This window comes from Enterobacter sp. PL_is379, from assembly GCF_055817355.1.
In genome coordinates this window covers 104,900-119,191 of the sequence record NZ_JBVPGT010000020.1, presented here as the reverse complement: position 1 = coordinate 119,191, position 14,292 = coordinate 104,900, and the positions used below count along the sequence as shown (strand labels likewise).

Annotated in this window: 15 protein-coding genes; 6 read left to right on the top strand and 9 right to left on the bottom strand. The window is 60.0% G+C overall.

The annotated features are described in order from the left end of the window. The first annotated feature begins 1 nt into the window (after position 1). Genes arnC through arnF form a run of 6 tightly spaced genes read left to right on the top strand, consistent with a single transcriptional unit; the run spans position 2 to position 6,236 of the window. Positions 2-985, top strand: coding sequence for an undecaprenyl-phosphate 4-deoxy-4-formamido-L-arabinose transferase (gene arnC, locus AC0TOY_RS03210; RefSeq protein WP_023333737.1), 984 nt, complete (start codon positions 2-4; stop codon positions 983-985). Then, the gene (arnA, locus tag AC0TOY_RS03205) at positions 982-2,964 is read left to right on the top strand and encodes a bifunctional UDP-4-amino-4-deoxy-L-arabinose formyltransferase/UDP-glucuronic acid oxidase ArnA (RefSeq protein ID WP_208763321.1); all 1,983 of its coding nucleotides are present in this window, start codon (positions 982-984) and stop codon (positions 2,962-2,964) included. Before arnC ends, arnA begins: the two co-directional genes overlap by 4 nt. After that, entirely contained in the window at positions 2,961-3,863 is a 903-nt protein-coding gene (arnD, locus tag AC0TOY_RS03200) for a 4-deoxy-4-formamido-L-arabinose-phosphoundecaprenol deformylase (protein WP_024908858.1), read from the top strand. The genes arnA and arnD overlap by 4 nt, the downstream gene beginning before the upstream one ends. After that, positions 3,860-5,515 (top strand): lipid IV(A) 4-amino-4-deoxy-L-arabinosyltransferase, encoded by a 1,656-nt coding sequence (arnT, locus tag AC0TOY_RS03195; protein ID WP_473721486.1) that lies wholly within the window; start codon positions 3,860-3,862, stop codon positions 5,513-5,515. Before arnD ends, arnT begins: the two co-directional genes overlap by 4 nt. Beyond that, entirely contained in the window at positions 5,515-5,850 is a 336-nt protein-coding gene (arnE, locus tag AC0TOY_RS03190; protein WP_473721497.1) for a 4-amino-4-deoxy-L-arabinose-phosphoundecaprenol flippase subunit ArnE, read from the top strand. Before arnT ends, arnE begins: the two co-directional genes overlap by 1 nt. Then, on the top strand, positions 5,847-6,236 hold the full coding sequence (arnF, locus tag AC0TOY_RS03185) for a 4-amino-4-deoxy-L-arabinose-phosphoundecaprenol flippase subunit ArnF (protein ID WP_473721485.1): 390 nt from the start codon (positions 5,847-5,849) through the stop codon (positions 6,234-6,236). Before arnE ends, arnF begins: the two co-directional genes overlap by 4 nt. On the opposite strand, the gene acpT is transcribed toward arnF, so the two are convergent. The 9 genes from acpT to AC0TOY_RS03140 are packed head-to-tail and all read right to left on the bottom strand — an operon-like array spanning position 6,184 to position 14,291. Next, positions 6,184-6,801 carry a 4'-phosphopantetheinyl transferase AcpT gene (gene acpT / locus AC0TOY_RS03180; protein WP_473721484.1) on the bottom strand — a complete coding sequence of 206 codons (618 nt, stop codon included), beginning with the start codon at positions 6,799-6,801 and terminating at the stop codon, positions 6,184-6,186. The two genes, arnF and acpT, sit on opposite strands and share 53 nt — an antisense overlap. Before the next feature lie 2 nt (positions 6,802-6,803). Further along, positions 6,804-8,033 carry a beta-ketoacyl-ACP synthase gene (locus AC0TOY_RS03175; protein WP_248166220.1) on the bottom strand — a complete coding sequence of 410 codons (1,230 nt, stop codon included), beginning with the start codon at positions 8,031-8,033 and terminating at the stop codon, positions 6,804-6,806. Next, entirely contained in the window at positions 8,030-8,761 is a 732-nt protein-coding gene (locus AC0TOY_RS03170) for a 3-ketoacyl-ACP reductase FabG2 (RefSeq protein WP_148769384.1), read from the bottom strand. Before AC0TOY_RS03170 ends, AC0TOY_RS03175 begins: the two co-directional genes overlap by 4 nt. Continuing rightward, positions 8,758-9,231, bottom strand: coding sequence for a hotdog family protein (locus AC0TOY_RS03165; RefSeq protein ID WP_032648277.1), 474 nt, complete (start codon positions 9,229-9,231; stop codon positions 8,758-8,760). Before AC0TOY_RS03165 ends, AC0TOY_RS03170 begins: the two co-directional genes overlap by 4 nt. Next, on the bottom strand, positions 9,228-10,397 hold the full coding sequence (locus tag AC0TOY_RS03160; protein WP_473721483.1) for a beta-ketoacyl-[acyl-carrier-protein] synthase family protein: 1,170 nt from the start codon (positions 10,395-10,397) through the stop codon (positions 9,228-9,230). The genes AC0TOY_RS03165 and AC0TOY_RS03160 overlap by 4 nt, the downstream gene beginning before the upstream one ends. Position 10,398: 1 nt before the next feature. Then, on the bottom strand, positions 10,399-10,977 hold the full coding sequence (locus AC0TOY_RS03155) for a DUF3261 domain-containing protein (protein ID WP_090420561.1): 579 nt from the start codon (positions 10,975-10,977) through the stop codon (positions 10,399-10,401). Further along, the gene (locus AC0TOY_RS03150) at positions 10,974-13,298 is read right to left on the bottom strand and encodes an MMPL family transporter (protein WP_473721482.1); all 2,325 of its coding nucleotides are present in this window, start codon (positions 13,296-13,298) and stop codon (positions 10,974-10,976) included. Before AC0TOY_RS03150 ends, AC0TOY_RS03155 begins: the two co-directional genes overlap by 4 nt. Further along, complete coding sequence (locus AC0TOY_RS03145) at positions 13,267-13,872, bottom strand: outer membrane lipoprotein carrier protein LolA (protein ID WP_024908869.1); 606 nt, start codon at positions 13,870-13,872, stop codon at positions 13,267-13,269. Before AC0TOY_RS03145 ends, AC0TOY_RS03150 begins: the two co-directional genes overlap by 32 nt. Further along, entirely contained in the window at positions 13,869-14,291 is a 423-nt protein-coding gene (locus AC0TOY_RS03140) for an acyl-CoA thioesterase (RefSeq protein ID WP_061716356.1), read from the bottom strand. The genes AC0TOY_RS03145 and AC0TOY_RS03140 overlap by 4 nt, the downstream gene beginning before the upstream one ends. Position 14,292: the final 1 nt, after the last annotated feature.

The window sequence follows — 14,292 nt, the reverse complement described above, 5'->3', positions numbered from 1 at the left end:
TATGTTCAGTGCACCGCCTGTACAAAAAGTTTCCGTGGTCATCCCGGTTTATAACGAGCAGGAGAGCCTGCCCGAACTGATCCGCCGTACAACGGCCGCCTGTGACACGATGGGCAAGGCTTACGAAATTCTGCTGGTGGATGACGGCAGTAGCGATAATTCCGCACTGATGCTGACCGAAGCCGCGCAGGCTGAAGGCAGCCACATTGTGGCCGTGCTGCTCAACCGCAACTACGGCCAGCATTCGGCGATTATGGCGGGGTTTAGCCACGTCACGGGCGATCTGATCATCACCCTGGATGCTGACCTGCAAAACCCACCGGAAGAGATCCCGCGCCTGGTTGCCAAAGCCGATGAAGGCTATGACGTGGTCGGCACGGTACGTCAGAACCGCCAGGACAGCCTGTTCCGTAAGCTGGCGTCACGCACCATTAACCGCCTGATCCAGCGCACCACCGGTAAAGCGATGGGTGACTACGGCTGCATGCTGCGCGCCTACCGCCGCCATATTGTCGACGCCATGCTGCATTGCCATGAGCGTAGCACCTTCATTCCGATTCTGGCGAACACCTTTGCCCGTAAGGCAACGGAAATCCCGGTTCTGCACGCCGAGCGCGAGCACGGGGAATCGAAGTACAGCTTTATGCGTCTCATCAACCTGATGTATGACCTCATCACCTGCCTGACCACCACGCCGCTGCGTCTGCTGAGCGTTTTCGGCAGCATCATCGCCGTGGCCGGTTTTGCGCTGTCCGTTCTGCTGGTGGTGCTGCGACTGGTCTTTGGCCCGCAGTGGGCGGCGGAAGGGGTCTTCATGCTCTTTGCCGTGCTGTTTATGTTCATCGGCGCCCAGTTTGTCGGAATGGGCCTTCTCGGTGAATACATTGGCCGTATCTATAACGATGTTCGCGCGCGTCCGCGCTACTTTATTCAACGTGTTGTCCGTCAGGAACACAAAGCATCTCAAGAGGAAATTCACCCATGAAAGCTGTTGTATTTGCCTATCACGATATGGGGTGCACGGGCACGCTGGCCCTGCTGGAAGCGGGCTATGACATTGCGGCAATCTTTACCCATCCGGACACCGCCGGAGAGAATAACTTTTTCGGCTCCGTGGCGCGCATCGCCGCCGAGCGTGGGATCCCGGTTTATGCGCCGGACGACGTAAATCACCCGCTGTGGGTGGATCGCATCCGCGCGCTCGCGCCTGACGTGATCTTCTCGTTCTACTATCGCAACCTGCTCTCCGACGAGATCTTAGGCCTGGCCGCAAAAGGCGCCTTTAATCTTCACGGCTCTCTGCTGCCGGCCTACCGTGGCCGCGCCCCGCTGAACTGGGTACTGGTGAACGGTGAAACGGAAACGGGCGTGACGCTGCACCGCATGGTGCACCGTGCGGATGCGGGCGCTATCGTGGCACAGCAGAAGGTCGCTATTGATGCGGACGAAACTGCGCTGCAGCTGCATCACAAGCTGAACGCGACGGCACAGACGCTGCTGCGTGATGCACTTCCCGCCATCCTCAGCGGCACCTTCAGCGAGACCGCGCAGGATGAGAGCAAGGCAAGCAGCTTTGGTCGCCGTACGCCGGAAGATGGTCGTCTGGACTGGAACAAACCCGCCCGCCAGCTGCACAACCTGGTGCGCGCCGTGACCGACCCGTGGCCGGGCGCGTACAGCTTTGCTGGCGTTAGCAAATTTATCGTCTGGAAATCCCGCGTGCGTGACGATATTCCAGCCGCTAAACCGGGCACCGTCGTCTCTGTCTCCCCGCTGATTGTGAGCTGCGGCGAGCAGGCGCTGGAGATCGTCACCGGACAAACCGACAACGGCCTGTACGTTCAGGGCACACAGCTGGCTCAGTCTCTGGGCCTGGTGACCGGGGCGCTGATCACCAGCGCACCGGTTGTAGCCATCAAACGCCGTACCCGCGTGCTTATCCTCGGCGTAAACGGCTTTATCGGTAACCACCTGACCGAGCGTCTGCTCAAGGACGATAACTACGAAATCTACGGTCTGGATATCGGCTCTGATGCGATCAGTCGTTTCCTCGACAACCCGCGTTTTCACTTCGTGGAAGGGGATATCAGCATCCATTCCGAGTGGATCGAATATCACATTAAAAAATGCGACGTGGTGCTGCCGCTGGTCGCCATTGCCACGCCAATCGAGTACACCCGTAACCCGCTTCGCGTGTTCGAGCTGGACTTCGAAGAGAACCTGAAGATCATCCGCGACTGCGTGAAATACGACAAGCGCATCATCTTCCCGTCCACCTCTGAAGTGTACGGCATGTGTACCGATAAGAACTTCGACGAAGACACCTCCAACCTGGTGGTCGGGCCGATCAACAAACAGCGCTGGATCTACTCCGTCTCCAAACAGCTGCTGGACCGCGTGATTTGGGCCTACGGTGAGAAAGAAGGTCTGCGCTTTACCCTGTTCCGTCCGTTCAACTGGATGGGGCCACGTCTGGATAACCTGAACGCGGCGCGTATCGGCAGCTCCCGTGCGATCACCCAGCTGATCCTCAACCTGGTGGAAGGCTCGCCAATTAAGCTTATCGAAGGCGGGAAACAGAAACGCTGCTTTACGGATATCAGCGACGGTATCGAAGCGCTGTTCCGCATCATCGAGAACAAAGATAACCGCTGCAACGGTGAGATCATTAACATCGGTAACCCGGACAACGAAGCGAGCATTCGCGAGCTGGCCGAGATGCTGCTGGCCAGCTTCGAGCGTCATCCGCTGCGCGATAAGTTCCCGCCGTTTGCCGGTTTCCGCGAAGTGGAAAGCAGCAGCTACTACGGCAAAGGGTATCAGGACGTTGAGCACCGTAAGCCAAGCATTCGCAATGCGAAGCGCTGCCTGAACTGGACGCCGACGGTGAAGATGGAGCTGACCATTGATGAGACGCTCGATTTCTTCCTGCGCACCGTGGAGCTGTCGGAACAGGACTCATGAAAAAAGTCGGTTTACGCATTGATGTCGACACCTTCAGGGGAACGCGTGACGGCGTACCCAAACTGCTGGAACTGCTGAGCAAGCACGGTGTGCGTTCCAGCATTTTCTTCAGCGTGGGGCCTGACAACATGGGACGCCATTTATGGCGTCTGGTTAAACCGGCATTTCTGTTCAAAATGCTGCGCTCGCGCGCAGCATCCCTCTACGGCTGGGATATTTTGCTGGCCGGCACCGCCTGGCCCGGCAGACGCATCGGCGCGGGTAATGAAGCGATTATCCGCGAGGCGGCTCAGCATCATGAGATTGGCCTGCATGCCTGGGATCACCATGCCTGGCAAGCCTGGGCAGGCGTCTGGGACATCCCGCGCCTGTCCCGTGAGGTCGAGCGGGGGATGCTGGAGCTGGAGGCCATTACCGGTCAGCCCGTGCGCTGCTCTGCCGTGGCGGGATGGCGTGCGGATCAGCGCGTCGTGAAAGCCAAAGAAGCCTTCGCGTTTCGCTACAACAGCGATTGCCGCGGAACCGGACCCTTTTTGCCGCTGTTAGGCGAAAATCGCTACGGTACGGTGCAAATTCCGGTCACGCTTCCCACCTGGGATGAAGTGGTCGGACGCGAGGTAAAAGCGGATGAGTTCAATCGCTACATTCTGGACCGCATTCATCGTGACGCCGGTACGCCGGTGTATACCATCCATGCCGAAGTGGAAGGGATTGCGTATCAACATGATTTCGACGAACTGCTGACCATGGCCGCTCAGGAGGGCATCGAATTCTGCCCGTTGAGCGAGCTGCTGCCAGACGACCTCAGCACCCTGCCCGTGGGCAAAGTCGTACGTAATGAACTGGCTGGCCGGGAAGGCTGGCTTGGCTATCAACAAACCGTGAGTCCGGTCCCATGAAAACAGCCCGTTATGGCTTAGCGCTTCTCGCACTGTTTATCGTTTACTACCTCATTCCTGTCGATGTCCGCCTGCTGTGGCAGCCTGATGAAACGCGCTATGCGGAAATCAGCCGCGAAATGCTGGCCTCCGGAGACTGGATTGTCCCGCATTTTCTGGGACTGCGTTACTTTGAAAAGCCGATCGCTGGCTACTGGATCAACAGTATCGGGCAGATGCTGTTCGGGCACACCAATCTCGCCGTACGCGCCGGGTCGATCTTCTCCACCGGCTTAGCCGCGCTGCTGGTCATCTGGATGGCCTGGCGTCTCTGGCGAGATAAGCGGACAGCCATTTTCTCTGGCCTGATCTTCCTGACCCTGTTCCTGGTGTATGGTATCGGCACGTATGCGGTGCTGGATCCTATCATCACCCTGTGGCTGGTGGCGGCGATGTGCAGCTTCTGGCTGGCCTCACAGGCGCAAACTGTTGCCGGAAAAGCGGGTGGCTATGTGCTGCTCGGGCTGGCCTGCGGGATGGGGGTGATGACCAAAGGCTTCCTGGCGCTGGCGGTACCGGTGATTGGCGTGCTGCCGTGGGTGATCGCCCAGAAGCGCTGGAAAGAGGTGCTGATTTTTGGCTGGCTCGCGATCCTGAGCTGCGTGCTGATTGTTCTGCCATGGGGGCTGGCCATTGCGCAGCGTGAGCCTGACTTCTGGCGTTACTTCTTCTGGGTTGAGCATATTCAGCGTTTCGCCCAGAGCGACGCGCAGCACAAAGCCCCGTTCTGGTACTACATACCGTTCCTGATTGCGGGTAGCCTGCCGTGGCTGGCGCTGCTGCCCGGTGCGTTTCGTCTCGGCTGGAATGACCGACAAAACGCGGGTGGCGGGTTCTATCTGCTGGGATGGGTGGTGATGCCGCTGCTGTTCTTCAGCATTGCCAAAGGCAAGCTGCCGACTTATATCCTGCCGTGCTTTGCCCCGCTGGCGATCCTGATGGCGCGCTATGCCTGCCTCGCGGCGGAGAAAGGTGCCAGAGCGTTGCGCATTAACGGCGGGATTAACCTGGCGTTTGGCGTTATCGGCGTGATAGCGGCACTTGTGGTCTCGCCGTGGGGACTGTCTAAGCATCCGGTCTGGACCTCGGTCGAACTGTATAAAGTCTTCTGCGCGGTGGTCGCGTTCCTTATCTGGGCCGCGGTAGGCTGGTTTACGTTCAGGCAGAGTCAGCAGCGCTGGTGGCTGGCGGCACTGTGCCCTGCGGGGCTGGCGCTGCTGATTGGTTTTGCCATTCCTAACCTGGTGGTGGATTCCAAACAGCCGCAGTCGCTGGTCGACACCGTGCGCGAGCCGCTTCAGGACAGCCGATTTGTTCTGGCCAATAACGTGGGCGTGGCCGCTGGCCTGGCGTGGGAGCTGAAGCGCAATGACATCACGCTGTTTGGTCAGAGCGGCGAGCTGCGTTACGGGCTGGATTATCCTGATGTGAAAGATCGTTTTGTCGGTAGAGATGACTTCGCGCAGTGGCTGGCTGAGCACCGTCAGCAGGGACGCGTATCGCTGGTTATCCTGCTGTCAAAACGCGATGACCTTGCGCGGGATAATCTGCCAGAACCGGACAGCCTGTATATCCAGGGCCGTCTGGCCTACCTGCAGTATCTGCCGAAGTGATGACCTGGATCTGGCTGATACTGGCAAGCCTGCTCAGCTGCGCGGGACAACTGTGTCAGAAACAAGCCACCCGTCCGGCGAAAGCCGGGCGGCGTGGGGCGCATATTGCGCTGTGGCTTGGCCTGGCCCTGCTGGCGCTGGGCAGCGGGATGCTGGTCTGGTTGGTGGTGCTGCAACGCCTGCCTGTCGGCATTGCCTACCCTATGCTGAGCCTCAATTTTGTCTGGGTGACGCTGGCGGCGAAGGTATTCTGGCGTGAAAACGTCGCGTTGCATCACTGGCTGGGGGTAGGGTTGATCATCATTGGGATTGTTATCCTGGGAGGAAGCCTGTGAAAGGGGCGTTCTGGGCCTTATGCAGCGTGCTGTTAGTCAGCGCCGCGCAGCTGTTGCTGCGCAATGCGATGCAGGCACTGCCGCCGGTCAGCGATGTTCTGGCGCTTATTTCCGCGCTATGGCACTTCTCATCCGGCACGGGCGCGCTGCTGCTGGGGTTGATGGGGTATGTGGCCTCTATGGGCTGCTGGTATCTGGCGCTGCATCGTATGGCGCTCAGCAAAGCCTATGCCTTGCTGAGCCTCAGTTATATTCTGGTGTGGGGCGCCGCGATCCTGCTGCCGGGCTGGGAGGAGCATTTCTCCTGGCACGGGCTGGCGGGGGTCGGGTTTATTATTCTGGGTGTGTTAGTGATTTTTCTGCCCCGAACGTCCCAACGTGAATAATCGACTCGTTGGTCAGGGTATAAGGGGTCGATGTGCAGACGGCAAGGCTCAGCGAGCCGACCTGTAGCTGACTGACCGCATGTGTCTGCGCAGTGCTGTCGATGCTGACAATCTGCCAGGCACTGCCGCCACGCTGTTTCACAATCGCTTCTTTCCGCGTCCAGATACGCCAGAACGCAGAAAGCCGTTCCTCGGGCGCTTCACGCTCCAGCTCATCATGCTCTGTCACGCTGAATACCGCATTAGCCAGCGCCTGCCAGTTCTTCCTTGGACGAATCACTTCGATATCACAGCCGACTTCGCCTTCATCGCTCATCAGTAAGGCGATATCGTCACCGCTGTGGCTCAGGTTGAACCACAGTGGATGATCCTTCGCAAAGGCTGGTTTCCCCTGCTCACCGTAAATGATGTCGGGGAGCGGGTGAGGGGATAACGTTCTGGCGAGCAGCGTCCTCCCGGCCAGCCAGGAGGCATGTTGGGCACCCTGAGGTGCCCTGTGTGCGAGCGTTGACGCCAGCGGGTCCGCGCTAAGGGTGGAGATCTTTCCCAGTACAAACTGGTACATAGTTACGCCCAGCGTTTAATGATAATCGAGGTGTTAATGCCGCCGAACGCGAAGTTATTACTCTGCAGATATTCGCAATCGATCTGTCGGGCTTCCCCCATAATATAATCTAAAGCACCGCATTGCTCATCCGGGTGCGTTAAATTGAGCGTCGGGGCAAACCAGCCTTCACGCATCATCTGCAAGCTCATCCACGCTTCCAGCGCGCCGCAGGCCCCTAACGTATGGCCAAAATAGCTCTTCAGCGAGGAGACCGGCACGTTGTCACCATAGATAGCGGCAGTGGCCTGACTTTCGGCGATATCACCGCGATCGGTGGCGGTACCGTGCGCGGAGATATACCCCATATCCAGGGCGTTTAATCCCGCCATGGCCAGCGACTGCTCCATGCAAATCTGCATGGTTTCACGCTGAGGCTGGGTGATATGGGCCGCGTCACAGTTAGTGGCAAAGCCCACGATTTCGCCGTAGATCCTGGCTCCACGCGCTTTGGCATGCTCCAGCTCTTCGAGTATCAGGGTACCTGCGCCTTCCCCTATCACCAGACCATCGCGTTGCGTATCGAACGGTGAAGGGGTGGTTTTGGGTTCGTCGTTACGCTGGCTGGTGGCAAACAGCGTGTCAAACACCGCCGCTTCAGACGGGCACAGCTCCTCAGCACCCCCCGCAACCATAACGGTCTGGTAGCCGTGGCGAATCGCCTCCCAGGCGTAGCCAATCGCCTGGCTGCCGGACGTACAGGCGCTCGACGTCGGGATGACGCGGCCACGTAGCCCAAAGAACAGGCCGGTATTCACCGCGGTCGTGTGCGGCATCATCTGCACGTAGGTTGTCCCGGTGATGTTATTGGTGTGCTTTTCGGTGAGCATGGTCGCGAATTCGCTGACCGGTCCGGTACTGCCTGTAGAAGAACCGTAGGCGATACCGGTTTGCCCGTTGGTGAGCACCGCTTCGCCAATCAATCCCGCCTGCTCCAGCGCCAGCTCGGTGGCGCGGGTCGACATCAACGACACCCGGCCCATGGCGCGAATACGCTTGCGGGTATAGTGTTCCGGCAGCGTGAAATCATCGATCGGCGCGCCCAGCAGGGTGTGCAGGCCATCATACACCTGCCATTCCGGCATTTTACGCACCGCATTTTCATACGCCAGCAGTCTGCTGGACACGGATTGCCAGTTTTCGCCAAAGGCGGTCACGCCGCCCATGCCCGTAATCACCACGCGACGCGTCATAGCATTCCTCCGTTAATGGAAATGACCTGGCGGGTGACGTAGCCCGCAATATCTGACATCAGATAGCTTGCCAGCCCGGCGACCTCCTCAGCCTGGCCCATGCGTTTCATTGGAATGATGGACATCGCTTCTTTCAGCGCGGCCTCTTCCATCTCAATCATGCCGGTATCAATCAACCCCGGGGCAATGCAGTTCACGGTGATTTTGCGTTTTGCCAGCTCAATCGCCAGCGCTTTGGTGGCACCGATAATGCCCGCTTTTGCCGCGCTATAGTTCACCTGCCCGCGGTTGCCCATCACGCCGGATACGGACGATAAGGTGATAATACGTCCCCCTTTACGGGTGCCAATCATCGGCATAATGCAGGGGTGAATGACGTTATAAAAACTGTCGAGATTGGTGTGGATCACGCTGTCCCAGTCGTCTTCACTCAATGCCGGAAAGGCGCCATCGCGAGTGATACCGGCGTTGCTGACCACGCCATACCATGCGCCATGGGCTTCAATGTCCTGCTCCAGCACCTCGCGGCACTGTTCGCGGTTGCCCACATCAAAGGCGAGTAAACGACCGTTGCCACCCGCCTGCGTGATGGCGTCCAGCGTCTCCTGCGCGCCTGCGGCATCACGATGGTAATGCACGCCTACGGTAAACCCGTCGGCGGCGAGCTGGCGGGCGATGGCACGCCCTATGCCTTTGCTGGCCCCTGTGACCAGTACGGAACGACTCATGCGTTAGATCCCTGATTAAAAAGCGAGGTTAATTCTTCTGCGCTCGGCTGGAAGGTGTTGACGCGGCCCGTGGCCAGCGTCTCTTCATCAGCGGAAATCGCGCATTCAAAACTGCCGAAGCGTTCGTCCTGCATCAGCAGTTTTACGGTGATTTCCAGCGTCAGACCTTGCGTAAAACGCCCGCTGGCGCAGACCAGCTCGCGCGCGCCGAGCACCATGCCCAGCGCAATATGATCCTGCCCCTGCTGCTGGCGATGCCAGCCTGACCAGACGCCGACGGTCTGCGCCATCAGCTCGAGCGCGTACCAGCCCGGCAGATCGCCATCGGCATTCAGAAACGGCGCCAGTACGCTTTGCCTGTCGACCACAACGCGGCATACCGCCGTGTCATCCGTAACGCACTCAACGGACTCGAGCAGCATCATTGGCGCATCGTGCGGCAAATAGTCGACGGGTGATAAGTAGCTCATGACGCTCTCCCCAGCAGAATGCTGGCGTTATTGCCGCCAAACGCGAACGAATTAGACAAAATGACCGGTTTTTTCAGAGCGGCACTCTGGTGCAGCAGGCCGCACGGCGCCAGCGTGTCGTCTGGTGCGTAGCGGGCGAAGTCCTGCGGCGGCAAGGGCAGATTGCGCGTCAGAATCAGCCAGCTCAGGGCCGCTTCGGTAATGCCGGCAGCGCCCAGCGTATGGCCGGTAAGGTGTTTGGTTGAGCTGCACGGCACGCTTTCCCCGAAGAGATCGTGTATCACCTGCGATTCAATCTGATCGTTGAGCGGCGTGGCCGTGCCGTGCAGGTTGATGTAGCCGATATCATCCGGCTGCATACCCGCTTCGTTAAGTGCCTGCGTAATGGCCCTGATCGCCCCTTCGCCCTGCGGATGCGGAGCGGAAATATGGTAAGCATCGCTGGATTCGCCCGTTCCGAGCAGCGCCACATCGGCGGGCTCACGGCTCAGCACCATCAGCGCGGCGGCTTCACCGATGGTGATCCCCCGGCGATCGCGACCGAACGGCTCGCAGAGCGTAGGGGAGAAGGATTCAAGGCTGTTAAAACCGTTGACGGGCATTCGGCTCAGGGTATCGGCCCCGCCGACAATGGCGATATCCACCAGTCCGGCGTCGATCAGGCGTTTGCCGCCGAGCATCGCCCGCGCGCTGGAAGAGCAGGCCGTCGAGATGGTATAGGCCGGGCCCTCAAGCTGAAGCCAGTTGGCAAGGAAGCGGGACGGATCGCCAAGCTCCTGCTGCGGATACTGCCAGCGCGTGCTGATCTCGCCGTCGGTCATGCGGCGCACATGCTCATCGCCTTCATCCAGCCCGGAGGTACTGGTTCCCAGCACCACGGCCACGCGGTCGCGACCGACGCGGGCGATAGCCTCGTCGACGGTCGACTGAATCTGCGCCAGCGCGGCCAGCAGCAGCTGGTTGTTGCGGGTGCGGTGTGCGGAGTAGGTGTCCGGGATGGTCGGCAGCTCGCCTTCCACGCCGCCCAGTACGGCTTCGGGTGAGCCCTGCAGCCAGCCGGTCCGGGCATGCATCCCCGGCGCCACGCCTGCCGTCAGGTTCGCGGCAATCTCATCAGGCGAGTTGCCCAGCGCGTTGACCATGCCAACAGCGGAAATATAAATCATCTCAGTCACCCAGATATTGAATGGTGATGTGGTATTTGAATACGTGTTGCTCGATGCTGATCGGCTCGCGCTTGCCTTTGCGCTGCAGGTAGACAATCTCCGTCACCAGCTTGCCGCTGGCGTTGCGCAGCTCGCGTCGATCGCCATTGTCCGTTAACGTCCAGCCCTTCGGCAACTGTGGCTGCCAGGCGCTAATTGGCCAGTGGCTGAGCATCACGTCGGCCAGCACCTGGCTGGCTGGCGGCAGCTGCGGCACGACGATCGACTGTTCGGTATGAATACCGGTCTCATCGTACGTCGCGAGGAACAGACGAATGCCCACGGAAGAGAGTCCGGCCAGCGTCACTTTATGCGCATCCGCGTTGAGCATCACCAGCAGAGACTGCGATTGTCCGTTAAAGCTGCCGGTCAGCAGCTGTTGGGAGCTTACTGTCGGGCTAATGCCGGGTGGCGGGAGCGTAACTTTAGTTCCCGGCTGGAGCCAGGCCTGGGGACGCGTCTCTTTGGTATCGGTCGAATGGCTGCAGCCTGCCAGCAGCAGCGCGGCGGCCAGCGCGGCGGCGCGGTAAAAAGCGTTCATTTACGTTTTCTCTCTTTCTTATCCGGCATCGCCAGCGGCGCCAGCAGGAAGGCGGTAAAAATACCGCTCACCAGCACGATACCAAAGCTGCTGATGGCCTGGGTGGCGCTGAAGACGAGCATGCCCAGCGTCAGCAGCGTGGTCATCATCGCCAGCGTAATCGCCAGCATTGAGGTCAGCGGCGTACCGCGCGGGTTGCTGAAAAACAGCGTGTAGTTAATGCCAATGCCGAGCACCAGTACCAGCGCCAGCAGTGAAAACAGATTCACCGGATGGCCTGTTGCGGCCAGGACCGCCAGCCCGCAGCTCAGCGACAGCACGGAAGGCACCAGGCTTATCAGCCCTTTACGCCAGCCGAGGCGCAGCATTGCCCCGCAGGCAATCACTGCCAGCGCGGCAAACAGTAGCCCCGTCAGCAGCGTGCGATAGAGGGCAAACAGGCTGTCAAAGCTGGCTTTGCGATCGACCCAGACGACGCCGTCATGGCGCGCGGCCAGTTCACTGAGGTGCGCGCTGTTTTTCGCGCCGTCCACCGGCACCAGCACGCCGCTTTCTCCATCAGGCAGGGTCAGCCAGAGCAGACGCCAGCCTTCGCTGGCCGGGCTTTTAAGCCACTCGTCCACGCTGACCGGCATGGCGTCGAGATTCGGGGAGACGGCGTTGAGCCCGGCGCTTTGCAGCACGTTCGTTACCGCAGGGGCAGCGTCGCGCAGCAGCGTAAGATCGCTTTTCTGGCGGGCCAGCGAGTTCAGCGGCAGGGTACGCCAGCGGGCGATCTCTCCTGCTTTTTGCGCCTCGGCCAGCGCCGGGGTAAAGGCTTCCAGCCGCTCCAGCGTTTGCTGAGGCGAGGCGCCATGGACCACAAACCATTTCTGATCGACGCTCTGTCCGGTCAGGGCGGTAATGGCCTTCTCCTGCGCCAGAATATCTTTTGGCAGGGCCTGTAGTTGGGCGATATCGTCGTCCACCCTCAGGGTGCTCATCCCCACGGCGGAGAGCAGCGCCAGCGCGACGGGCAAACCAACGGACAATTTTTTATTGCGTCGCCAGGCGGCCAGCCAGCGCATCATCGGGACCATCAGCGGAACCGGGCGCACCGGTAAACCCCGGCACAGCCATGGATGCCAGAAAATCACCGTCAGGCAGGAGGCGCTCAATCCCACGGCGGCGAACACCGCCATCTGGCGGATCCCGGGGAAGGGGGCCAGCATCATAATCAGGTAGGCGGCGACGGTCGTCAGCAGCGCCAGCAGCAGCGCATTGCGCACTTTCCCCAGGCTTTGCCAGGGGGAATGCTCCGCGCCGTGCACCATCCGTTCGGTCAGGTAGTAGAGCGTGTAGTCGGCTGAAATACCGATGATGCTCATGCTCATCACCAGCGTCATCAGGTGCAGCTCGCCAAAGAGCAGCAGCGTTACCACCGTGCCCGCCAGCGCGCCGATGGCAATCGAGAGCACGCTCAGCAGCAGCGGATGCAGAGAGCGGAACACCGCCACGATGAGCAGGAACACGCCAAGCAGGGTGGCGATGCCCAGCGTTGAGACGTCGCGTTTGGCCTGCTGGCTGGCGTAATCGCTGTAAAACACGGTTCCGCGGGAAAGCAGCTGTGCCTGCGGGTAACGGGCTTTGAGCGTCTCCTGCAGCGCGTTAAGCGTCGTCACGAGCCGGTGGGTCTGCTGCATATCAAATGACGAGCCCGCCAGTTCACCGTGAAGCAGATACCAGTAGTTTCCCGCCTCATCTTTTGTGACCAGCCAGCCGTCCATCAGCCGCAGCTTCTGGCCGTTTTGCGCCAGAGCGAGCTGCGAGCCGCGCATCAGCATCAGGGGATCGTTTTGCAGCTCTTTGCCGCTGACGCCGGAAAAGGCTGAATAGAGCTGAGATAAAATCCACTGCGCCTGCGCGTTTCCGCCGTTTTGCAGGCGGGCGCGGGTGGCGGGATCGATAAGGCCGTTGCGGTGCTGCCAGAAGAACTCTCCCCAGGCTTTTTGCCCGGCGGCGTCCATCGGGCCTTTGACCTCGCTGAGCGCGTCACTGCTTTGCAGCATCGCCAGCCACTGCTGCGCCACGCGCGAATCCGGCTCTTTGCCGGGGCTAACCAGCCAGACCAGCTGGCGGTCGAGACGCTGCATAAACCCGTCGTTAAGCGCCGGCGGGATCGCCCCCAGCGTCTGTTTCGGCAGCATGGCCAGCACGCTGCTGTTCAGCCGCGCGCCGGGCAGCCGCGACAGCAGCACGCCCAGCAGGATCAGGCATAGCGTGGCCCACAGCAGCGCCGGGCGCAGGGATTTACGGTGCGGCAAAGCGTTGGCGTTCGTCATCGGTCAGGCTGGCGGGCGTCAGTTGGTGGCGTGAAAGGGCGATATCGGTACGGTCACCCTGTTTGTCGTTGAGGCGAATCGTCTCCAGATAGGTCGCGCCGCCCAGATCGAGGGTGGCGAAAATCTTGTCCAGCGGCGTCGTTTTTGGCGTGAGCACCAGCGACCAGCGGCCTGCTCCCTGGTCTTTAAAATCGATGCGGAAGTTCTCTTCAAGCACCTTGCGGTCGGCCTGGAACAGGGCCCGCAGAAGGTGGTTGAACTGGAACATCTGCGGATTATTGTCGGCAGTGATGGTCTGCGGCGGCTGGCCGTTGATCGCCTGAACCATCCGCTTGTCGTCCAGCAGGAGCGTCATCGGAAACGGCGCTTTTTGATCCCACAGCAGGCCACTGTCGCGGGCGATCAGCATCTCGCCCTGCGAGCGCAGCGGCTGCGGCATATCTTTTATCGTGCGAACCTGTTCGAAGTGCGCACGCACGACAGGCTGCTCGGTGAAGCGCTGCTGCAGTTCATCCAGCGTCACGGCGCTGACCAGCGGGCTGACGATCAGCGCCAGCAAAGGCAACCATTTCATGGCGTCACTCCCATTCGTTCAAACAGTATTGCCGGGCTCACAAAGCACATTTCGCGGGTGGCTTCTTCTACTGCCACCTGGATTGTGTAACCGGTGGTGGTGCGTTTGCCGGTCTGCGCATCGAAAATTTGATAGGCAATGCGCAGGCGGTTTTCATACTCTTCAATGTGTGCGCGGACGCGAATTCGCTGCTCAAAGGTCACCGCATCGCGGTATTTCACCCGGGTATCGACGACGGGCCAGACGTAGCCGGAGGCCTTCATCTGGCGATAGCCATAGTTAAACTGATTGAGCAGCGCCTCGCGGGCGATCTCAAAGTAGCGGAAATAGTTACCGTGCCAGACCACGCCCATCATATCGACGTCGTGGAACGGAACGGTGATCTCGACTTCAGTCGTAAAGCGGGGATCGGTCAGCACC